This window comes from Acidovorax sp. GW823-FHT05D11 (genome assembly GCF_058795695.1).
Genome location: NZ_CM179502.1, coordinates 5445484 through 5467161, shown reverse-complemented (window position 1 = coordinate 5467161; position 21678 = coordinate 5445484). Strand labels below are relative to the sequence as shown.

The following is a 21678-nucleotide window of genomic DNA, read 5'->3' as shown; positions in this document are numbered from 1 at the left end:
GCATTCCTCCATTGGATCGTTGTGAAAACAGGGGAAGGGCATGGCCACAGCGCCCCTCCCTCCCTCTCTGTGAAAAATTCTCAGGCAGCGCTGAGCTGCTGCTCCTGGTCGGCGGCGCGCAGCTTGCGGTTGCACCACACGCCCAAGGCGCCCAGCAGGGTGAGCACAATCGCGAAGATCCAGGTGCCCGCGCCGCTGAAGGACCGTGCGGAGGAGGCCGCCTCGGCCTGCAGGCGCTGCCGGGTCGCCTCGTAGCTGATCACGGGCTTGCCATCGACCGCCACTTCGTACACCAGGTCGCTGTCGCTCTTGTCCACCAGGGCGGTGATCTTCTCGTCAATGAGGTTGCCAACCAGCTGCTGGGGCGTGCTGTAGTCGATGCGCAGCTTGCGCTCCTCGGCGCCCGCGGCATCGGGCTTCACGCTGATTTCGTAGTACTTCTTGGTGGAGCGGCGCTTGCGCTTGATCGTCACCTCGGACGCCTGCGTCACGGTGCCTGCCACGGACTGCAGGCTCTCGCGCGCCGCGTAGGCATGGTCGCCCTCGGCCTTCCAGCCGCTGTACAGCGACAGGCCGATCAGGCCCGGGCCGGCCAGCAGCAGCAGCCATGCGTAGCCGGTGATGAAAATCAGAATCTTGCGGACGAATCCTGGCATGACGTTCCCTCTCTCTCGTTCTTGCTTGAATGTTGTGGATACAGGCTGAAATTGCCGCCGCTGCTGGATGCAGCGGCCGGCAAGGACGAGATGATCTTCGAGTTGGGCGCGCCGGATGTAAAAAAGTGTTGGCCCCGTTGCGGCGGTGCCGCACTGGACAAAGTGGCGGGGTGGGCGGCGCCGCGGCCGGTGTAAAAGCGCCGCGCGGCGCCCGCCGGGGCAAAAAAAAGGGCCCGCAGCGTCCGTGCTGCGGGCCCCTGGCCGGGTCATTGCAAGAGGGGTGGGTCCATCAGAACGGGATGTCGTCATCCATGTCGTCAAAGCCCGAGGCCGCGCGCGGTGCCTGGGCCGCGGGTGCGGGGGCAGGGCGCTGGGCGGGTGCCGCCATGGGGCGCGGCGCGGGCGCGGCGCGGCGGGGGGCCTGGTCATAGCCGCCGCCCTGGTCGCCGCCGCCGTAGCCGCCATCGTCATAGCCGCCGCCCTGCTGGCCACCACCACCCTGGCCGCCCATGCCCTGGCGGCTGCCCAGCATCTGCATCTGGTCGGCGCGGATTTCGGTGCTGTACTTTTCCACGCCGCTCTGGTCGGTCCACTTGCGCGTGCGCAGGGAGCCTTCGACGTACACCTGCGAGCCCTTGCGCAGGTACTGGCCGGCGATCTCGGCGAGGCGGCCGTTGAAGACCACGCGGTGCCATTCCGTGGCTTCCCGCATTTCGCCAGACTGCTTGTCTTTCCACTTGTCGGTGGTGGCGATCGTCACGTTGGCCACCTGGTCGCCACTGGGGAAAGTGCGCATTTCAGGGTCGCGGCCCAGGTTGCCGACGATGATGACTTTGTTTACGGATGCCATGGTGCTGTCTTTGCCTTAAGGAAGTAACAAAGCGCCGGATTTGGAGAGAGTTTCCGGGCGCCAAACGCGCCATTGTGCCGCAAGCGGGGGGCAATGGAAGCCCCCACCCGGCAGCGCCCGGCCGTGCCCAGGCCCGCCGCCGCTTGTTGTGCTCAATGGCCGCCGCGGCCCACGGGCCGCAGCGGCCAGGTCAGCGCCAGCCACAGGGCCGTGAGTGCGGCGGTCGCCGCGAACAGGCCCGGAGCCCCGGCCCATTTCACCAGCGCGCCGCCCAGCGCGCCGCCGGCGAACAGCCCCAGCGACTGCAGCGTGTTGTAGCTGCCCAGCGCGGCGCCACGCAGCTGGGGCGGCGCCATGCGCGAGACCAGGCTGGGCTGGCTGGCCTCCAGCGCGTTGAACCCGCAGAAGAAGACGAACAGCAGCGGCCCCAGCACCCACAGCGTCGGCGGCGCGGCGCTGGACGCCAGCGTGCCCAGGCCCACCTGCACGAGCAGCACCAGCGCGATGGCGCCCAGCAGCGCCGCGCGCAGCCTGCCGGCGCGTTCCAGCGCGAAGAGCCCGCCCATGGCCCCGAACGACAGCACCACGGCGGGCAGGTAGACCTGCCAGTGGTGGTCCTTGGCGAGGCCGGCCTGCACCAGCAGGGCCGGCACGGCCACCCACATCGACAGCTGCACGGTGTGCAGAACGAACACGCCCAGGTTCAGGCGCAGCAGATCCGGGTGGCTCCACACGTCGGCCAGGCGGCCCCGCGCGGCATCGCCGTGCCGCGCGGGCTCCGCAGGCACCCACCAGATCACCACCGCCACCCCGGCCAGTGCGAGGGCGCAGGTCAGGCCGAACAGGCCCGCCAGCCCGATGTGGGCCGCCAGCACGGGGGCCGCCACCAGCGCCACGGCGAACATCAGGCCGATGCTGCCGCCCACCAGCGCCATGGCCTTGGTGCGCACGGCGTCGCGCGTCTGGTCGGCCAGCAGGGCGGTCACGGCGGCCGACACGGCCCCCGCGCCCTGGAGCGCGCGGCCCGCGAGCAGGCCCGTGAGCGAATCGGCCAGCGCCGCCAGCAGGCTGCCGGCGGCGAACACCAAAAGCCCCAGCACGATCACGCGCTTGCGCCCGAACCGGTCGGAGGCCATGCCCAGCGGCAGCTGCAGCAGCGCCTGCGTGAGACCGTAGATGCCCATGGCCAGTCCCACCAGCGCCGGATCGTCCCCGCCGGGGTACTTGCGTGCCTCCAGCGCGAAAACCGGCAGGACCAGGAACAGGCCCAGCATGCGCAGCGCGAAGATCAGCGCCAGACTCACGCTGGAGCGGCGCTCCAGCGGTGTCATTGCGTTGTCGGAAGGCGGCGGGGACGGGGGCTGCGGGGCGGCGCCCAAAAAAGAAGGGGAAGAGGATTCCGGCACGGTGGTGCCCTATGGGGCGGGTAAAGCGGGGATTTTCGCCCATTGCGCGCAAGCGCCTGTCCGCGGGGGCGAGCGAAGGGGGCCGAAGGCCTCTGCGGGGGCGGCGCCTGGCGGCAGGCCCCTGCCGGTGCGCGGGCGGCGCGGTGCCGGTTCAGCGGACCATGGCGGTGCCCTGCCGGACGGCGGCGGCAGGCTCACAGCAGGCCGCAGATCCGCTGCACGCACTCGCGGGGCGTGAGCTCGGCGGTGGGCAGCACCAGCTCCGGGGCCAGCGGCGCCTCGTACGGGGAATCAATGCCGGTGAACTGGCGCAGCTCGCCCGTGCGGGCCTTCCGGTACAGGCCTTTGGGGTCCCGCTGCTCCGCGAGCGCGAGTGGAACGTCGACGAAGATCTCCACGAAATCCCCCGCCGCGAACAGGTCCCGGGCCGCCTGGCGTTCGGCGCGAAAGGGCGAGATGAAGGCCACCACGACGATCACCCCCGCATCCACGAACAGCCGGGCCACCTGCGCGATGCGGCGGATGTTCTCCGCCCGGTCCGCGTCGGAGAAGCCCAGGTCCCGGTTCAGGCCCTGCCGGATGTTGTCGCCATCCAGGATGTAGGTGCGTTTGCCCTGGCGATGGAGTTCGCCTTCCAGCGCGTTGGCGATGGTCGACTTGCCGGCCCCGGACAGGCCGGTGAGCCAGATGACCCGTCCGGGGTGGCCGCCGAGCTGTTCGCGCTCCTTGCGGGTGACGGTGAGCGCCTGGGCATGGATATGGGGGGTGGGATCGGACACTGGGGTGGAATGTGCGGATGAACTTGGCGCCATGTTAATGGCATGACGGCCGCCACCCACCGGCGCGGCGGGCCTGGCCTATCATGGTGGGTTTCCCTGCACAGAGCCGCGCCCACCGTGAACCCCCCTTCCGCCCCGCTCCCCGAGCCCGCTGCCCCGTCCGACGCTGGCCGTTACCTCGCCCATGCCCTGCGCGAGCAGCGCATCAGCATCCGCGGCGCGCGCACGCACAACCTCAAGAACATCGACCTGGACATCCCGCGCAACCAGCTCGTGGTGATCACGGGGCTGTCGGGCTCGGGCAAGTCGAGCCTGGCGTTCGACACGCTGTATGCAGAGGGCCAGCGGCGGTATGTGGAGAGCCTGTCGGCCTATGCGCGGCAGTTCCTCGGGCGGCTGGACAAGCCCGACGTGGACCTGATCGAGGGCCTGTCGCCCGCCATCAGCATCGAGCAGAAGGCCACCAGCCACAACCCGCGCTCCACCGTGGGCACGGTGACCGAGATCCACGACTACCTGCGCCTTCTGTACGCCCGCGCGGGCACGCCCTACTGCCCCGACCACGGCCTGCCGCTGGCCGCGCAGACCGTGAGCCAGATGGTGGACGCCGTGCTGGCGCTGCCCGAGGACACGCGCCTCATGCTGCTGGCCCCCGTGGCACGCGAGAAGAAGGGCGAGTTCACCGAGCTCTTCACGCAGATGCAGGCGCTGGGCTACATCCGCTTTCGCGTGGACGGCACCATCTACGAATACGAGAGCCTGCCCGCGCTCAAGAAGACCGAGAAGCACAGCATCGACGTGGTGATCGACCGCCTGAAGGTGCGCCCCGAGATGCAGCAGCGCCTGGCCGAGAGCATCGAGGCCGTGCTGCGCGTGGGCGGCAACGACGGCAACGGCCGCGTGCTCGCGCTGGAGATGGACACGGGCCGGGAGCACCTGTTCAGCAGCAAGTTCGCCTGCCCGGTGTGCAGCTACTCGCTGGCCGAGCTGGAGCCGCGCCTGTTCTCGTTCAACTCGCCCATGGGCGCCTGCCCGGCGTGCGACGGCATCGGCCAGCGCGAGGTGTTCGATGCGGCGCGCGTGGTGGCCTTCCCCGGCTTGAGCCTGGCCAGCGGCGCCATCAAGGGCTGGGACCGGCGCAACGGCTACTACTTCGCGATGCTGGAGAGTCTGGGGCGGCACTACGGTTTCGACGTGGAGGCGCCGTTCGAGTCGCTGCCCGCCGCCGTGCAGCATGCCGTGCTGCACGGCTCGGGCGAGGACGAGATCGCGTTCAGCTACATCCTGGACAGTGGCGCCAACAAGGGCAAGGTCTACACCAAGAAGCACCCGTTCGAAGGCATCCTGCCCAACATGGCGCGGCGCTACCGCGAGACCGATTCGGTCGTGGTGCGCGAGGACCTGGCCCGCTACCGCAGCAGCCAGCCCTGCCCGGAATGCCACGGCACCCGCCTGCGCCGCGAGGCGCGCCACGTGAAGGTGGGCGAGGGCGCGCAGGCCCGCGCGATCTTCGAGGTGAGCCACGCCACGCTCAGCGCCGCGCACGGCTGGTTCCAGGCGCTCACGCTCACGGGCGCCAAGGCCGAGATCGCCGACAAGGTGGTGCGCGAGATCACCACGCGGCTGCAGTTCCTCAACGATGTGGGCCTGAACTATCTGAGCCTGGACCGCAGCGCCGAGACGCTGTCGGGCGGCGAGGCGCAGCGCATCCGCCTCGCGTCGCAGATCGGCTCGGGCCTCACCGGCGTGATGTACGTGCTCGACGAGCCCAGCATCGGCCTGCACCAGCGCGACAACGACCGGCTCATCGCCACCTTGCAGCACCTGCGCGACATCGGCAACAGCGTGATCGTGGTCGAGCACGACGAGGACATGATGCGCGCGGCCGACCACGTGATCGACATGGGCCCGGGCGCCGGCGTGCACGGCGGCCGCGTGATGGCGCAGGGCACGTACGACGCGGTGCGCAGCCACCCTGAATCGCTGACCGGCAAGTACCTGTCGGGCACGTTGTCCATCGCCGTGCCGAAGCGGCGCACGCCCTGGCTGCCGGTGGTGGAGCAGGCGGCGCCGGTGGTGGAGGCCAAGGGCAAGTCGCGCTTTCCGCAGACCGAGGCCAGCAAGCGCCGCGCCGAGCGCATGGCCGAACACCACGCGCGCCAGGGCGCGGTGCAGGCGCTGCGCGTGGCGGGCGCCACGGGCAACAACCTCCAGAACGTGACCGTGGACTTCCCCGTGGGCCTGCTCACCTGCGTGACGGGCGTCTCGGGCTCGGGCAAGAGCACCCTGGTCAACGACACGCTGTACGCCGCCGTGGCGCGCCAGATCTACCGCGCCCACGAAGAGCCCGCCGCGCACGAAGAGATCGTGGGCATCGAGTACTTCGACAAGGTCATCAACGTCGACCAGAGCCCCATCGGCCGCACGCCGCGCAGCAACCCGGCCACCTACACTGGCCTGTTCACCCCCATCCGCGAGCTGATGGCCGAGGTGAACACCGCCAAGGAGCGCGGCTATGGCCCCGGGCGTTTCAGCTTCAACGTGGCCGGGGGCCGCTGCGAGGCCTGCCAGGGCGATGGCGTGGTGAAGGTGGAGATGCACTTCCTGCCCGACGTGTACGTGCCCTGCGACGTGTGCCACGGCCAGCGCTACAACCGCGAGACGCTGGAAGTTCTGTGGAAGGGCAAGAACATCGCGCAGATCCTGGAGCTCACCGTGGAGGACGCGCACGCGTTCTTCAAGGACGTGCCGGCCATCGCGCGCAAGCTGCAGACGCTGCTGGACGTGGGGCTCTCCTACATCCGCCTGGGCCAGGCCGCCACCACGCTCTCGGGCGGCGAGGCGCAGCGCGTGAAGCTGGCGCAGGAACTCTCCAAGCGCGACACGGGCCGCACGCTCTACATCCTGGACGAGCCCACCACCGGCCTGCACTTCGCGGACATCGACCTGCTGCTCAAGGTGCTGCACCAGCTGCGCGACGCGGGCAACACCATCGTCATCATCGAGCACAACCTGGACGTCATCAAGACCGCCGACTGGCTCATCGACATGGGGCCTGAAGGTGGCGCCGGCGGCGGCACCGTGGTGGGGGTGGGCACGCCCGAGGACCTGGCGGCCAACCCGGCAAGCCATACGGGGCGGTATCTGGCGCCCTACCTGCGGGCGAAATCTGAGTGAAAATGGCTGCTAGCGCTTATCTATCAAGCGCTAGCAGCTATTGATTTGGTAGCAAATTGCCGCTGCATCACTGCAGGCGGCGGGCCACCTCGGCGTCCAGCGATCCCATGAAGGTCTCCACGGCCCGGGTGTAGTCGCTGTCCAGGCCCAGTTGGGCGTTGATTTCGCCATGGTCCAGGTCCTGCGGCAGCACCTCGGCGCGGCCGCCCTGGTGGCGCACATGGCGGGCCATGGCATCGGATTGCCGGCAGGGGTCGTCCGCACGCTGGGCCGAGCACACCATCTGCATCGGCGGGGCGCCCGCCGTCCATTGGTGCAAGGGCGACATGGCCACCCAATACGCAGGGTCAGCGCCGAATGCGTCGTCATACAGCGGCAGGTGCGGGGCGCGCATGCGGGCGGGCACGTTCATCATGGCGCTGTCGAGTGACACCGTGCCCAGCCACGGCCAGGCGCCTTCGCGCAGTGCCTGCGGGGCGCGGGCATTGAGCAGGGCAACCAAGTGCGCCCCGGCCGAGTGGCCCATGAGGATGAAGCGGCTCGGGTCTCCGCCCCAGGTGCCCGCGCGCTGCTGCGCGGCCATGAGGGCGGCCTGCACATCGCGCTCCTGCACGGCCACGGGGGCATCGGGCAGCATGCGGTAGTTGATGGAGATGAGGAGGAAGCCCTTGGGCACCCAGCGGTTCACCTTCTCCTGCACCACGCGGCCCATGGCCTTGTCGCCATGCCGCCAGCCGCCGCCGTGCACCATGAAGATGACCGGCGCGCGCACCGCGCTGGCCACCAGGCTGTTGGTTCCTGTGGTGGGGCTGGTGGGTACATACACGTCCATGCGCTGCGCCGGGTCGGCGCCGTAGGGCACATCGGCGATGCGCTGCACGCCGGTGGCCAGCGTGGCCGGTGCGGCGGCGGCCTGCTTCTGCGCGATGAGGGCGCGCAGGCGGCCGCCGTTCTGCGCGGTGGTCTGGGCCTGCACGCTGGCGGTGGCCAGCGTGAGGGCAGCCAGCGCGGTCATGGTCAGAAGATGGCGCGGGGACATGGCGAGGCTCCTGAGGTCAGAGGGCGTCAAGGCCGCGTTGGACAAGCCAAGGCCGTGCCGCTCGCGTCGTAGCAGGTGGCGCTGCGGCTCCAGCCGTTGTCCTTGCTGTAGCTGCTTTGCGCCTGCACGCTGTTGCCGGTCGTCGCGCTGGTGGCGGTGGTGCTGCGGGCCTGCGTCACGGTGCCGTCGGCGTTGCGGCTCGCCCCGCCGCTGCTCTGCAGGCTGCCCTGGGCATTCTGGGCGGACACGGTGCCGCTGTGGCTGGCGCTGCCGTCTGCACGTCGGGTGGTGCTGCCCTGGCGCTCGGCCACTCCGCCCTGCGCACCCACGGCGGCGCCCCGGCTCGTCACGCTCGCGTTGCCCTGCCCATCGGTGGTGGCTGTGCGCCCGCGCAGCACCGCGCCATTCGGGCCGCTGCGGGCCACACCGGTGCGGGCGGTGGTGCTGCCATCGGCGTTGTGTTCCACGCTGCGGCGGGTGCGGGCCTGCGCTTCGGTGGGGGCGGCCAGCGCCAGCACGGCGCTCAGCCCCAGGGTGGTGAGGGTGGAGAACACCACCACACCCGCTGCCAGTGCGGGGCGTTGCAGCAGGTCGTTGTCAGCGGGGCGTGTCGGCAAAGGCATGGTGGTCAACTCCTTGGGGTTTGCCTGGGGGCGTGGCATGGCTGTACTGTGGGTCCCAGGTGTGAGCCATTGATGGCAGGAATCCGCCGATGTATGACAAACCATGACAAACGCCTGCGGCCCCGTCATGCCTTGTCATGGCTGGGGGTGCGTGGCCCGCGCCAGCGCCTACCATTGCCACCACGCCGCCTTCACCTGCCACGTTGCTCCCTGCCCATGACCGACACCCTGGCCAAGATCCTGGTCGCCGATGACGAGCCCGACCTGCGCGCCCTGCTGCAGCGCTACCTGAGCGACCAGGGCTACGCCGTGCGCACGGTGGAGGGCGCGGGCCCGCTCGACGTGCTGCTGCAGCGCGAGAGGTTTGATGTGCTGGTGCTGGACGTGATGATGCCGGGCGAAGACGGCCTGGCCATCTGCCGCCGCCTGCGTGCGCAGGGCGAGACCATTCCCATCCTGATGCTCACCGCGCGTGGCGACCCGGTGGACCGCATCGTGGGCCTGGAAATGGGGGCGGACGACTACCTGCCCAAGCCCTTCAACCCGCGCGAGCTGCTGGCCCGCATCCAGGCCATGGTGCGCCGCCAGCGCATGCTGGGCGCGCACACCGGGCCGCAGGGAACGCACGGGCGCCTGACGTTCGGCGACTTCGTGTTGCTGCCGACTGAACGGCGGCTGGAGCGGGCGGGCGCGAGGGCCGGCGAGGACGTGCCCCTCACCACCGGTGAATTCGCCCTGCTGCTGGCCCTGGCCCAGAACCCTCAGCGCCCGCTGGGCCGCGACCGGCTCATGGCCCTGGCCTATGGCCCCGACCACACGGCCACCGACCGCAGCATTGACGTGCAGATCATGCGGCTGCGCAAACTCATCGAGGCCGACCCGGCCCAGCCGCGCCACATCCGCACCGTGTGGGGCGTGGGCTATGTGTTCGTGCCCGATGGCGCCGCGCCCGCCGGAGGGCGGCAGCCATGACGGCACCCGCAACCCCCGCCCGCCGCCACGGGGGGCTCTGGCCGCGCAGCCTGCTCGGGCGCAACCTGCTGCTGATGGCCGTGCTCATCGTGCTGGGCCAGCTGGTGGCGGCGGTGCTGGTGCGGCAGATGATCTTCCAGCCCCGCGTGGCGCAGGTGGCCGATGGCGTGGCGCGCAATGTGGCTGCGCTGCGGGCGGGGCTGCAGGCGCTGCCCCCGGCGCAGCGTGGGGCGTTTGTCGAGGCGTTCAACCGGCAGGCCGCATTGGCCACACCGCCTGTGGCGCCAGAGAGCGCAGCGCGGCGTGCGCTGTTGTCGCCCATGGAGCGGCAGTTTGTGTTGGCCGTGTCGCGCCGTCTGGGTGCGGACGGTGCGGCAACACAAAGCCCGGAGCCGCCGCAACCGTTATGGCGCCGCGACAGCACCGGCGTGTTGGCCCTGCGTGTGGTGCACGAGGGCGCGGATGGGCCGGAGAGTTATTGGCTGAACCTGCCCAGCGTGTTCCCCACGCGCGAGTTCACCGGGGCCTGGCTGGTGGCCACGCTGGCCAGCATGCTGCTGGCGCTGCTGGGCGCGTGGTGGCTGCAGCGCCACATCCACCAGCCGCTGGCCCAGGTGGTGGCGGCGGCGCGGCAGCTCGCGCAGGGCCAGACACCCGCGGTGCTGCCCGAGGCCGGGCCCGAAGAAATCGCCACCGTGGGCCGCAGTTTCAACCAGATGGCGCAGAGCCTGGCCGCCGCCGACCACGAGCGCGCGCTGATGCTGGCCGGTGTGTCGCACGACCTGCGCACGCCGCTGACCAAGCTGCGCCTGGGCGTGGAGATCGCCGGGGCACAGGTGGATGCGCCGCTGGCGGCCAGCATGGCGCGCAGCATCGACGAGATGGATGCGATCGTGGGCCAGTTCCTGGACTTTGCGCGGGTGGGCGCTGACGCGGGCGAGGCCGAGGCGCCCGCCACCGCATCGCTCAACGACCTGGCCCAGGCCGTGGCCGAAGCGCAGGCCGACCACGGCCGTGTGCTGGCGCTGGAACTGGGCGGCCTGCCCAACCTGCCCGTGCGCCCGCAGGCGCTGCGCCGTGCGCTGGACAACCTCGTGGAAAACGCCTGGCGCCACGGCGCCGCCCCGGTGGTGCTGCGCACGGGCGGCAGCGCGCAGCAGGCGTGGATCGAGGTGGCCGACCACGGCACCGGCATGGACGCCAAAGAGCTGGACCACATGCGCCAGCCTTTCGCGCGGGGCGGCGGCGCGGCGCGCGCGGGTGTTCCCGGGGCCGGGCTGGGCCTGGCGATTGCCGAGCGCGTGGCGCGCGCCCATGGGGGAGCGCTGGAGCTGCACAGCGCACCCGGCCAGGGCCTGCGCGCGCGGCTGGTGCTGCCGCTGGCGGGGCCGGCCGCTGCGGCTCAGCCCCCAGGGGAATAGGGGCGCAGAATCTGAATGAAATTGGCCGCCAGCGATGGGTGGATAAGCGCCAATAGCTACTGAATTTGTAGCGAGTTTGCCGGGCGCAGCGCCCTGTGCTGGCCCTGGCCTTCGTCGCCCAGCCGGAACACCGACACCACGTGCACCAGGTCTTCGGCCTGCACCTTGAGGCTGCCGGCGGCGGCGGCCATTTCTTCCACCAGCGCGGCGTTCTGCTGCGTGACCTGGTCCATCTGCGTCACGGCCTCGCCCACCTGGGCCACGCCCAGCGACTGTTCATGGCTGGCCGTGCTGATTTCGCCCACGATGTCCGTCACGCGGCGGATGGCGGTCACCACCTCGTTCATCGTGGTGCCCGCGCGGTCCACCAGGGCCGTGCCCTGCTCCACGCGCTCCACGCTGGCGCTGATGAGGGCCTTGATCTCGCGCGCCGCCTCGGCGCTGCGCCCGGCCAGCGAGCGCACCTCCGACGCGACCACCGCGAAGCCCCGGCCCTGTTCGCCCGCGCGGGCCGCCTCGACGGCGGCGTTGAGCGCGAGGATATTGGTCTGGAACGCGATGGAGTCGATCACGCCGATGATGTCCGAGATCTTCTGCGACGAGGCGTTGATGCCCTGCATGGTGTCCACCACCTGGGCCACCACCTCGCCGCCCTGCACGGCCACGGTGCTCGCGCTGTGGGCCAGCGTGCTGGCCTGGCGCGCGCTGTCGGCGTTCTGGCGCACGGTGGAGCTGAGCTGCTCCATCGACGCGGCGGTTTCCTCCAGCGCGCTGGCCTGGCTTTCGGTGCGGGCCGACAGGTCGCTGTTGCCCTGCGCGATCTGCACGCTGGCCGTGGCCACGCTCTCCGATCCGTTGCGCACCTGGCGCACCACCTGCGTGAGCTGGGCGCGCATCTGCATCAGGGCCTCCAGCAGCTGGCCGACCTCGTTGGTGCCGTGGGCCAGCGCGCTGCCGCTCAGGTCGCCCTGGGCCACGGCGCGCGACAGCGCCACGGCCTGCGAAAGCGGCCCCGTCATGGAGCGCACGAACACCAGGGCCATGGCGCTGGTGGCCGAGAGCGTGACGGCGAGGGCGAGCGCCACCCACAGCAGCCGGCGCTGCAGGTCGGACACCCGGGCCTGCAGGGCCTGGTCCAGGCTGGCCATGGACAGGTTGTTGAGTGCGTTCAGCGCTTCGATGGTGCGGGTGAACGCGTCGAAATAGTCCTTGGAGGGCAGCTGGAGTTCGCTGGCGTTGATCACGTCGCGCTCGGCCATCTGCAGCGACTGCTGGATCTGGCCCTGCACCGCCTGCGCGTTGCTGCCCAGGGCGCGTTGCAGATCGGGGTTGCCCTGCAGGGCGCGGTCCAGTCCCCGGAAAGTGTCAGCCTGCAGCTCGGCCACACGCTGCTGCAGCACCAGCAGCTGGCCCTTGCCCTGGGGCGTCAGCTCGTGCTTGCCCAGTGCGCTGGCGCCTTGGGCGCGCAGCATGCCCAGCTTTTCGCCCAGCATGGGCGCCTGCACCAGCGAGGCCTGGATCAGCGCGTGTGTGTCGGCGTCAGGGTCGATCTGCAGGCCATAGGCATGCAGCAAGGATTCGTTGAGCTGCAGCAGCGATGCGATGAGCTGCGTGTGCTGCGCCGTGCTCTGGGCCTGCTCGATGCTGCGTGCGGCCACGGCCTGCTCCAGCGTGCGCCAGGTCTGCTGGGCCTGGGTCCAGGTGGCCATCTGGGGGGCGGGCACCTTGGCAGCCGCAAAGCGGGCGGTGACATCGTCCAGGGCCGTGTTGACGGCATCGCGCGCGGCGGGGCGGCGCGCTGCCAGGGCTTCGTCGCCACCGAGCATGCCCACGGACAGACCCCGGTGCACCTGCATCTGCTGCACCAGCCGGGTCAGCGCCTGTGCGGGGACCACGCCCTGCGCCTCGTGGCGCGCGTGGCCAATGGCGTGCAGCGAATCGCGCACCGTCAGGTAGGTGGGCAGCGCGCTCATCATGAGCCCGAGTGTTCCCAGGATGAGGAATTTTTCGAGCAGGTTTAACCGGTGCAGAAGTGACATGGCAGTAGGCGCACGTCAATGTGTGCGCAAAAAGATAGACCTCAGGGGCGGGGTGTCGGCACCCGCCGACTGGGATGCGGCCCTCCATCAGACCGCGCGGAATGTAACGCAATGTAGGGGTCTGTCTTCAGTAGGGTTTTGACTCAGGTCAATTTTTTGCGGCACCGCGTGTGTGCCCGCTGGGCGTCCCGCACCGCCCCTCGGTCGGCTGGAGCAGGGCCGCAGCAAATGGTGCGCTGGAGAATAATGAACTCCTCCCGTCCTTTGGAGCACCCCGGCATGCAATCCATCACCCTGCGTTTCCTGGCGTCTCAAAGCACCTTGCCGCAGGCGGGGCGGGTGCCCGGCGGCACCGTGCTGCGCTGGGTGGACGAGGCGGGTTTTGCCTGTGCGAGCGCCTGGGCCAAGGGCCCCTGCATCACCGAGTTCGTGGGCGGCGCGCATTTCGTGCGCCCCATCCGCCCCGGAGACCTGGTGGAAGTGCATGCGCGCCTGGCCTTCACCACCGAGACCGGCATGCACCTGGCCGTGGAGGTGCGCAGCGGCGGCATCCATGGCGAGCCGCAGCACGAGGTGCTGCATTGCGTGGCGGTGTACACCGCCGTGGACGCCGATGAACAGCCCCGCGCCATCGACAGGTGGAGCCCCGAAACCCCGGGCGACATGGCCCTGGCGCAGCGGGTGAAGGCGCATGTGGAGGCCGCGCGCGCGGCGCAGTGACGAGGGCGGGCGGCGTTGTTCCGCCCGCCGGTGGCCTTCGGGCCCTGGCAACGCGCGGCAGGCCCCTGCCCCTGGAGGGCGGCGGGTGGGGACACGGCGTGCCTCACCTCACGCCGGGGCTGGGGCCTGGATCGTTGCCCGCAACGGCCCGCCCGCGCTGCCATGCCTGCGCGCGGTCGCGTGCGTCCACCTCCGCGGTCGCCTCGGTCAGCACCGTGAAGCTGGCCGCATCCGCCCGCGCCAGCGGCTCGCCCTGGTACCACACCCGCCGCGCATCGGCCGCGTAGCCCCGCCCCAGGGCGCGCAGCGTGGCCATGTCGGCGCCCTGCAAGGGGCGCAGCACCAGGTGCGGGCCCCGGTTCGGCTGGTTGACCTCGATGTGGCCGTGCCAGGCGTGCGCGAGGTCGCGGGCGTAGCCGGGATCGTCTTCGTCCATCAGCGCAAAGCTTGCGCCGTGGCTGCCGGGGATGTCGGCATGCTCGAAATAACCGCGCTGCGCATCGCGCGCGAAGCGGGGGCTGAGCGGCTCGAAGCTGGCCGCATCGCGCACTGCGAAGGGCTGGCCCCGGTCGTAGGCGCGGTGCCGGTCGCGGGCATGGCGGTGGGCCAGCACGCGGTAGCTGGCCGCGTCGGCGCCGGGAATGGTGGCGATGCGCAGGTGCTGGTAGGCCCAGTACTCCTGCGCCTTGCGGTAGGTGCTGCAGTAGTAGACCGCGCGGCCGTCGCGCGCCTCGTGCTCCGACAGCGCCTCGAACGTGGCGCCCTCGCTGCCCTCCACGGCACTGCCCCGGCAGTAGCCTTGCCGCGCGTCGCGCCCGAAGTGCGGCGAGAGCGGCTGGAACGTGGCCGGGTCGGCCGGGGCGAAGGCCGCGCCGCCGTAGGTCCAGGCGCCCGCCCAGCCGCGCTGGTAGCCCGTGGCACTGCCGTCGCAGCCGCACAGCGCGGCCAGCGCCCCGAGCGCCAGCGCGCAGGCGCGGGTGAGCCCGGTGGCAGCCGACCCTGTCAGCGCAGGCGTGCGGACCCGCATGGGGAACGTGGACAGGCACTCACGGCGCGGTGCGCGGCGGGCCTATGGCACCGGCACGACCCGCAGCGCGGGCGGGTACGGCTCCACGCGCAGGCTGTCGTGCGCCAGCACGCTGATCCTGGCGCGGGGGGCCAGCTCCAGCGCGCCGTCGGTGCCCTTGCGCGGGGCGTATTGCCAGAGGCTGAGCGCGCCCTTGGCGGCCAGGGCCTGGCCGATGGCGGCCGCCTCGGGGCGCGGAGCCCCGGCCTCGTCCGGCGGCACGGCGACAAGGATCTCGTCGCGCACCGTGACGATCTTGAACAGCAGGGGCGTTGCGGTCTGGGCCATGGCAGTGACGCAAGAGATGGCCAGTGCGGCCGCCAGGCAGGCGGCGGCGCGGGCGCGAAGGCGGGGCGTGGTGGGGGTCATGGGGCTTTCTGGCTAGTGCTGCAGTTGTGCCTGCGCCTGCATCGTACGCGCCACGTGGGCATACATGGCGCCCCAGGCCTCGCGCGTGGCGGGGGTGAAGGCACCGCCCAGCGCGTCGGACAGCGTCTCCAGCAGGGCGGCGCCCACCGTGTCGTAGTGCGCGGCCTGCACGCCGTAGCCCGTGTGGCGCTGGCCCAGGGCGCGCAGCGCGGCGTCCAGCCGCTCGGGGTGGTCAAGCAGGCGCACGGCATCGCCGATCATGTCCAGCAGCTTGCGTGCCTGCACGTGCATGTCGGACGACCCGAACAGCCCCTGGATGGCCGGGTCGCGCGCGAACAGCTTCGAGTAGAAAAGCGCGCCTGCCTGCGCAGCGACGGGCGCAACCTGCGCAAAGCTCTGGCGCACGAGGTGGATCTGTTCGGGGGACATGGGGAAACTCCTTGAAACGGAAAGATGTCGATAGGTAAAGTCTGCGAGGCCCCTTGCGGCGTGGCCGGCCTCTTTCAAAAGTCGCGAGGCGCCTTGCGTCGCATCACCATGCCGGTGCCCGCCATGAAGGCGGCCAGCAGCAGAAGGCCCCCTTCGCCCAGCGTGGGCACCGCGCTGACGCCTGCGCCCGGCGCTGCAGGCAGGACGGTCACGAGCCAGGAGCCTGTGGTGTGGGGATGGCTGTCGATGTAGCTGCCCGAAGTGCCTGCCACCGCCGTCGTGCACACGCCGCTGTAGGGAGCGGGAACTTGCTGGCATTCGTAGTTGTGATTGACGAATTCATGCAGGCCCATGAGGTTCACGCGGTCGCCCACGGCATGGGGAGCCGGTGTCTCCCAGTGGAAGAAGGTGAGGCTGGCGTCGGTGAATGCGCCGTTGGCATCGGTGTCCGCGGAGGCGGAATACAGCGTGTCACCCGCCGCGCTGGAATAGCCGGTCAGCCCGTCTGAAAACGCAAAGCCTGTCACCAGGGCGGAGATGTCGGCATTGCCCAGGCCAGGTGGCAAGGGCGCCGCCGTGGTGAACCAGCCCGACTGGAACATCGCCGTGGTGAAGCTGCCGCAGTTGCCCACTGTGCAGTGGGTGAAGTTGTACAGGGTGGGCGCGGTGTAGGGGTTGCCGGTATAGGTATACGTGTAGGTGGCGGCCCAGGCGCCCGCGTGGGTACCTGCGGCCAGCGCGAGCAGCGCAAGGTGCTTCTTCATGGGGCTTTTTGGGGAGTAAAGAAATGCCTCAAGCGTTCAGAACTAAAGCGATGCAGCTATTTCTTTAGAAGCAGCCTGTGCCTGCCGCGCAGTGCGAGGCCCAGCAGACCCAAGGCAGACAGCGCCAGGGCGATGGGGCTGTCCACGGGCACGGCCTGCACGCCGCCCCCATTCCCCGGCCCGGCGCCTGGGGCCAGGGCGGATTCATAGGCGCCGATGTCAGCGCGCCCCATCTGCACCCGTGGGGTGCCACGCTCGTCGGTGGCGGGCAGGTCGGTGGTGGGGCCGGCGTTGATGGCGGGGCTGCCCGGCAGCAGTGCGTGGGTCTGGTTGGGCAGGCTGTTGGCGTAGGCCAGCGGCGCCAGCAGGGGGTTGGCGCTGGCGATATCGCCCACCGCGCCAAAGCCGCAGGTGGTGCCGCTGTCGAGGTTGTTGCCACCGGACACCAGGGCGCCCGCCTGGAGCCGGCAATTGAGGCCCGTCACCGGGTTGGCGACGATGCTGCCGCTGATGTGGGCCGTGGCGCCAAAGACGCTCAGTTGCCCATTGCCTGCACCGGTGGTGTTGTGGGCGATGGTGCTGAAGCGGATGGTGGTGGTGCCGCCGCTGCCCCCCGAGATGCCGCCCCCGGCCCCCACCGCCGTGTTGCCCGAGACGGTGGAGTTGGTGAGGTTCAGCGTGCCGTTGTTGGCGATGCCGCCGCCACTGCCCCCAGGATGGGGCATGGTATTGCCCGTGATGGTGCTGCGCGTGATGTTGGCAATGCCGGTCTGGCGCACCGCGATGCCGCCCCCGCCACTGGGGGCGGTGTTGCCCGAGACTTCGCTGTCGATCAGGTGGAGCGTGGCCGTCTCATACACGTAGATGCCGCCGCCCTGCTGGGTGGAGGACCCGGCCGCGCTGTTGCCGTGCACCACCACATGGTCGAGCGTGGCCGTGCCGCCCCCGATGAACAGCCCACCCCCATACGACGCGCCCGCGCCGGTGCCGCCGGTGATGGCCAGGTTGTTGAGGTTGACGGTGGGGCTGCCCAGGATCTGGAGGACGATGCGGTCGCCGCCGCTGCCGCTGCTGGCCACGATGAAGGAGTCGCCCGCGCCCGCGCCGTTGATGGTGAGGTCGCTGGTGATCTGCAGGAGGTTGCTGGGGGCGGGCACGCGCGTCAGTGTGAAGGTGCCCGCGGGCAGCGTGATGGTGTCGGCGCCCGCCAGCGCGTTGGCTTCCATGATGGCGGCGCGCAGCGAGCAGGTGCCCGCAGCACCCGTGCCGCAGATGTTGTCACCGGGGGTGGGGTCGATCAGGTCTGCCGTGGCATCGACCACAAAAGTGGCGGCCTGCGCCCCGGCGTGGGTGAATGCAGCCAGCGCGAGCAGCGCAATGTGTTTTTTCATGGGGTGTGGCGTTTCCGAAATGAAAAGCGCCTTCAGTGGTGGTGGATCAATCGCTGCGCGCTATTTTTTGGGGAGCAATTTGCGACGCCTTCGCAGCGTCTGCCCGGAGAGGCCGAGCAGGCCGGCGGCAGTGATGGCCAAGGCAAAGGGGTTGTCTACGGGCACGCTCTGCACGGCTGCTGCGGGCGCCGTGCCCACATTGGCCCAACTGGTATTGCCGTCGATGCTGCCGGGCGCTTCCCAGACGGTGCATCGGTCTTCGACATCGATGGCCTGGCATATCACGTTGTGGTACGCGCCGCCCTCGGTGTTGACCGAGTCCAGCCGCATGTTGGCGCCGCTGTGCGGGCCGGGGTTCTGCCAGCGCAGGACGATCATCGACAGTGCCGTCAGCTGGCCCGCGGCATCGGTGGAGACATTCACCTGGTACAACCCCGCCACCTGCGGGTCCCCCAGGGTATAGGTGGTAACCCCGTCGAACACCGTGAATGCCAGGATGTTGCCGCCCGGAAAAAGGACATCGGCGTTGACCAGGTTGGGCGCCAGCGGCACGGCCGTGGTGAAGGTGGCCGCCGGGGCCATGGCGGCGGTGAAGTTGGCGCAGTTGCCCGCGCCGCACGGCGCCGTGTAGTTGTGCAGGCTGGCGGCGGCGTAGCCGTTGTTGGTGTAGCTGTAGGTGGCGGCCCAGGCGCCCGCGTGGGCGAAGGCGGCGAGGGCCAGCAGGGCAAGGTGTTTTCGCATGGGCGGTGTGTGGATGTGGTGGGCGAAAAGTGGCAAAAAACTGCCCCAGCGCTTGCCCATCAAGCGCAAAACGCTATGTTTTTAGGAGCAATTTCGCGCCTGCCGCCCAGTTTATGGATTCCCCCGCCGCTGCGCCCCACCCCCAGGGGCGGGATGGCGAAGGGCTCGCTTTGCGCGCCACCACAGCCATCCACTGGCTTGCACCCGGTTGATCCGGGATGCCGGATTGTTTGTGGATGCGCCTATCCCCAGGGGTGGGGCGCCGGGGGACTTGGCTTCCTAAACTGATTTCCAGTGAAACAGTCGGATTCAAGAGCCATGAAAACTCCCAAAACAGCAACCAGATGGATAAAAAGAGCGAAAGGCGTTGCCATGGGCATTGCAGCCGCCGCCGCGTTCTGCGTGGCAGCGCTGCCAGCGCAAGCGGCCAATATCTATGGCCCGCCAGATTTGCAGGCCAATAGCGCCAGCAACGCCCCTAATGTTTCGACAGCGGCCGTGAGTGCTGACTTCAATAACGATGGCTATCCCGATCTGGCGGTTCTCAATGCTCAGACTGACCAGCTTCTCATCTATCTTGGCACTCCCATTGGCGGCCTGGCGCTCAAGCATGATTTCAATAACCTGGTGTTCGGCCTGCAAACACCCAACGGCATTTCTGCGGGCGACATGGATGGGGACGGCAAGATGGACCTGGTCATTACAGACCGTCTGGGTGTATCCATATTGAAAGGGTCGGGCAACAACAATGGGGATTTCAGTGCCCTGGCCCGGCCCGGGCTGGCGGATGCGAGTGATTATGGTGCTCAAAACCCCATGCTTGCCGATCTGAACCATGACGGGAAATTGGACATTGTTGTCGGCGTCTATGAACCAGGCGATCTTGGCGGAAATCACTATTTTGAGGTTTTGCAGAACGTCGGCTTGGGATTTTTCATATTGACGGGTCAATATGAGGTGTCCTACAGCGGTCTGGCCTCCTATAACACTATACGTGAAACACAGCTGGCCGACATTGACGGCGATGGGGAAGCAGACCTGGTTTTTGTCGACGATGTTAATAGCCCAACGGTTTCATGGCTGAAAGGTACGGGCAACGGAGCATTTGCACCGCAAGCGCAACTTCTTGGTGTAGGCGCCGGCGTCGGTAATATTGAAGATATTGAAATCGCTGACGTCGATGGAGATGGCAAGCTGGATTTGCTCTTGCAGAACCAGTACGGCGAAGGTGTCTGGCTGGCCAAGGGCGTGGGCAACGGTATCTTTTTACCGAGCACCAAGCTTTTCGCCACGGGGGTTTCCAGCGGAGGCGGCCGTGACATGGGGCGAGTCATCGTCGCCGATGTGAATGGCGATGGCCGGCTGGACGTGATCTCCGATGGCTATGTGGGATTGCAGCAGGCCAACCACAGCTTTGTATTGAATGAGCATATTGGCTATTCGGTCACGCGCATGCTCGCCGCCATTGATCTGAATCGCGATGGCCGCGCCGATCTCGTGGCGTCAGGCCCGGGGGCCGGAACAATTGCGGTTTTCAAGACCATTGCCCTTGCTGCTTCGTCCATCGTGACGACCGGCACGCCGCAGAGCACCGTTTTCAGTACCCCTTTTGTGCAACCCCTGTCGATCAAGGTGCTCGACAGCAATGGCGTGGGCGTGCCGGGCTTGGCGGTGAGCATGACCCCGGTGAACCCGGGGCCCAGCCTGCCCATCGCGTCCACGGGCTCGGGCACCACCAATGCGCAAGGTGTCTTCAGCTATACCCCGGTGGCCAATGGCGTGATGGGTTGCTATCAGATGAAGGGATTCATCACCGGCCTGGGCAATGTGCCGCTCTTCAATTTGTGCAATACCAACACGGACAGTCTGGCGGTCACGGCGGGCAACAACCAGACCACGCTGGTCAACACGGCCTTTGGCACGCCATTGCAGGTGCGGGTGACCGACGCCTCGAACAACCCGAAGGCCGGCGTCACGGTGACGTTCGGCGGCCCCAGCGTACCGTCGCGTGTGGTGCTGTCGTCGTCCACGGCCGTGACGGATGCGAACGGGTTCGCGGCGGTCACGGCCACCGCCACGGGCAAGTCTGGCGCCTACAGCGTCAGTGCCACGGCGCCTGGCACCACCGGTGCCTCTATCAAGCTGTCGAACTCCGCACCGGCCGGCGCCGCCGCCGCCATTGCCTTTGACGTGTCCACGCCGCAATGGACGTATGTCACCAAGCCGTTCTCGGCACCCGTCACGGCGCACGTGCAGGACTTTTTTGGCAACCCGGTGCAAGGCGCAACGGTTGTTTTTGCCATCACGACCGATCCGGTCTCGGGTGCCACGGCGAGTTTCTCGGCACTGACGGCGGTGACCGATGCCGCAGGCAACGCGCAGGTGAGCGGGACGGCCAACGGGCTTGTCGGCACCTACTCGGTGAAGGCCAGCGTGCAGGGCAGTGCGCTGGTCAGCCCCCAAACCCGTCTGCTGAGAAACGTGGCCGATCTGCCCAAGTTCATGACCACGGTGAGCGGCACGCCCCAAAGCACGCCGATCAATACCACCTTTGCCCAGAAACTGCGCGTGAAAGTCACTGGCTGGGACGGCAGCAACACGCCGCAGGTGCGTGTCTATTTCATCACCTCCGGCGGGGTGGTGCTGTCTGCGGAAAGCGCGCTGGCCGATGCCGGTGGGTTCGCGGAAGTCACGGCCACCGCTGATGCCACGGTGGGCCTGCACCAGGTCAGCGCCATTGTGTACGACACCGTGCTGGAGCAACCCATCACGCAGATGTTTACCTTGACGAACATCGCGGGATCCATCCCGCCCGGCGGTGGCGGCGGCCCTGTGTCGGTGCCCGCGAACAGTCCGCTGGCACTGATGGGACTGTCCCTGGCCATGCTGGCCCTGGTCCGGCGCCGCATGGGGCGGTAACGCGCCCACGGGGGCCGAGGGCCTGCTTTCCTCCTGCGGCAACGTTGGCAGGCATGCCATCCCGGCGGGCCGCAGGCGAACAGGGTGGCGTGCTCCTCGCTGGTCTTCCAGGCGGGCCGTCGCTCGCGCCCATGTGGACGCCGGTGGCCGGGGCCAGGAACGCGGGGAGTTTTTTCGTGGCGTGTCCGGGCCAGCCCCTGCCACTGACACGGCAGGAGTTCCCATCGCCCCCGGTCCCCCACCCCTGGGGGCGGGGCGCAGGGGCGGTGCGATGCGTTACGCTCCCGCCAGGTGCCGCATGGATGCGGCGCACCTGC

At 69.1% G+C, this 21678-nt stretch carries 18 protein-coding genes; 5 read left to right on the top strand and 13 right to left on the bottom strand.

Translation table 11 applies throughout. From position 1 onward, the window contains the following. Positions 1-80: 80 nt before the first annotated feature. The 4 genes from AC3RCE_RS25215 to cysC all read right to left on the bottom strand — a co-directional run bounded on the left by AC3RCE_RS25215 (position 81) and on the right by cysC (position 3691). Positions 81-656: a hypothetical protein gene (locus AC3RCE_RS25215; RefSeq protein WP_492254207.1), complete on the bottom strand. Its 576-nt coding sequence runs from the start codon at positions 654-656 to the stop codon at positions 81-83. A gap of 289 nt (positions 657-945) precedes the next feature. Then, positions 946-1506 carry a single-stranded DNA-binding protein gene (ssb, locus tag AC3RCE_RS25210; RefSeq protein ID WP_369643757.1) on the bottom strand — a complete coding sequence of 187 codons (561 nt, stop codon included), beginning with the start codon at positions 1504-1506 and terminating at the stop codon, positions 946-948. Between the two features lie 152 nt (positions 1507-1658). Next, positions 1659-2837 carry an MFS transporter gene (locus AC3RCE_RS25205; protein ID WP_218339409.1) on the bottom strand — a complete coding sequence of 393 codons (1179 nt, stop codon included), beginning with the start codon at positions 2835-2837 and terminating at the stop codon, positions 1659-1661. A 269-nt stretch (positions 2838-3106) separates the two neighbouring features. After that, entirely contained in the window at positions 3107-3691 is a 585-nt protein-coding gene (gene cysC, locus AC3RCE_RS25200) for an adenylyl-sulfate kinase (protein ID WP_369643755.1), read from the bottom strand. 117 nt (positions 3692-3808) lie between these two features. On the opposite strand from cysC, the gene uvrA reads away from it, so the two are divergent. Continuing rightward, positions 3809-6868, top strand: a complete 3060-nt coding sequence (uvrA, locus tag AC3RCE_RS25195; RefSeq protein ID WP_218297095.1) for an excinuclease ABC subunit UvrA — start codon at positions 3809-3811, stop codon at positions 6866-6868. Between the two features lie 67 nt (positions 6869-6935). Here the strand turns inward: uvrA and AC3RCE_RS25190 are convergent, their stop codons facing one another. After that, the gene (locus AC3RCE_RS25190) at positions 6936-7907 is read right to left on the bottom strand and encodes an alpha/beta hydrolase (RefSeq protein ID WP_492254206.1); all 972 of its coding nucleotides are present in this window, start codon (positions 7905-7907) and stop codon (positions 6936-6938) included. A gap of 26 nt (positions 7908-7933) precedes the next feature. Next, a complete protein-coding gene (locus AC3RCE_RS25185; protein WP_492254205.1) occupies positions 7934-8530 on the bottom strand; it encodes a hypothetical protein in 597 nt (198 codons plus the stop codon). 216 nt (positions 8531-8746) lie between these two features. Here AC3RCE_RS25185 and ompR point away from each other — a divergent pair, with 216 nt between their 5' ends. Beyond that, the gene (gene ompR, locus AC3RCE_RS25180; protein ID WP_492245156.1) at positions 8747-9502 is read left to right on the top strand and encodes an osmolarity response regulator transcription factor OmpR; all 756 of its coding nucleotides are present in this window, start codon (positions 8747-8749) and stop codon (positions 9500-9502) included. Further along, positions 9499-10923 carry an ATP-binding protein gene (locus AC3RCE_RS25175; protein ID WP_492254204.1) on the top strand — a complete coding sequence of 475 codons (1425 nt, stop codon included), beginning with the start codon at positions 9499-9501 and terminating at the stop codon, positions 10921-10923. The genes ompR and AC3RCE_RS25175 overlap by 4 nt, the downstream gene beginning before the upstream one ends. Before the next feature lie 56 nt (positions 10924-10979). Here AC3RCE_RS25175 and AC3RCE_RS25170 read toward each other — a convergent pair whose 3' ends face one another. Beyond that, entirely contained in the window at positions 10980-12962 is a 1983-nt protein-coding gene (locus AC3RCE_RS25170; RefSeq protein ID WP_492254203.1) for a methyl-accepting chemotaxis protein, read from the bottom strand. 279 nt (positions 12963-13241) lie between these two features. Here AC3RCE_RS25170 and AC3RCE_RS25165 point away from each other — a divergent pair, with 279 nt between their 5' ends. Continuing rightward, positions 13242-13682 (top strand): acyl-CoA thioesterase, encoded by a 441-nt coding sequence (locus AC3RCE_RS25165; protein WP_492254202.1) that lies wholly within the window; start codon positions 13242-13244, stop codon positions 13680-13682. Positions 13683-13785: 103 nt separating this feature from the next. Here the strand turns inward: AC3RCE_RS25165 and AC3RCE_RS25160 are convergent, their stop codons facing one another. From AC3RCE_RS25160 to AC3RCE_RS25135, 6 genes are all read right to left on the bottom strand, one after another. Next, entirely contained in the window at positions 13786-14709 is a 924-nt protein-coding gene (locus AC3RCE_RS25160) for a DKNYY domain-containing protein (RefSeq protein WP_492254201.1), read from the bottom strand. A 42-nt stretch (positions 14710-14751) separates the two neighbouring features. Next, positions 14752-15117 (bottom strand): hypothetical protein, encoded by a 366-nt coding sequence (locus AC3RCE_RS25155; RefSeq protein WP_218297103.1) that lies wholly within the window; start codon positions 15115-15117, stop codon positions 14752-14754. Positions 15118-15129: 12 nt separating this feature from the next. Continuing rightward, the gene (locus AC3RCE_RS25150; RefSeq protein ID WP_218297104.1) at positions 15130-15546 is read right to left on the bottom strand and encodes a globin domain-containing protein; all 417 of its coding nucleotides are present in this window, start codon (positions 15544-15546) and stop codon (positions 15130-15132) included. A 74-nt stretch (positions 15547-15620) separates the two neighbouring features. Continuing rightward, complete coding sequence (locus tag AC3RCE_RS25145) at positions 15621-16310, bottom strand: IPTL-CTERM sorting domain-containing protein (RefSeq protein WP_218339413.1); 690 nt, start codon at positions 16308-16310, stop codon at positions 15621-15623. A 56-nt stretch (positions 16311-16366) separates the two neighbouring features. Then, positions 16367-17701 (bottom strand): right-handed parallel beta-helix repeat-containing protein, encoded by a 1335-nt coding sequence (locus AC3RCE_RS25140; RefSeq protein WP_218339414.1) that lies wholly within the window; start codon positions 17699-17701, stop codon positions 16367-16369. A gap of 60 nt (positions 17702-17761) precedes the next feature. Then, positions 17762-18442, bottom strand: a complete 681-nt coding sequence (locus AC3RCE_RS25135) for a hypothetical protein (protein ID WP_218339415.1) — start codon at positions 18440-18442, stop codon at positions 17762-17764. Positions 18443-18760: 318 nt separating this feature from the next. Between AC3RCE_RS25135 and AC3RCE_RS25130 the strand changes: the two genes are divergently transcribed. Continuing rightward, on the top strand, positions 18761-21361 hold the full coding sequence (locus AC3RCE_RS25130; protein ID WP_218339416.1) for an FG-GAP-like repeat-containing protein: 2601 nt from the start codon (positions 18761-18763) through the stop codon (positions 21359-21361). Positions 21362-21678 lie beyond the last annotated feature (317 nt).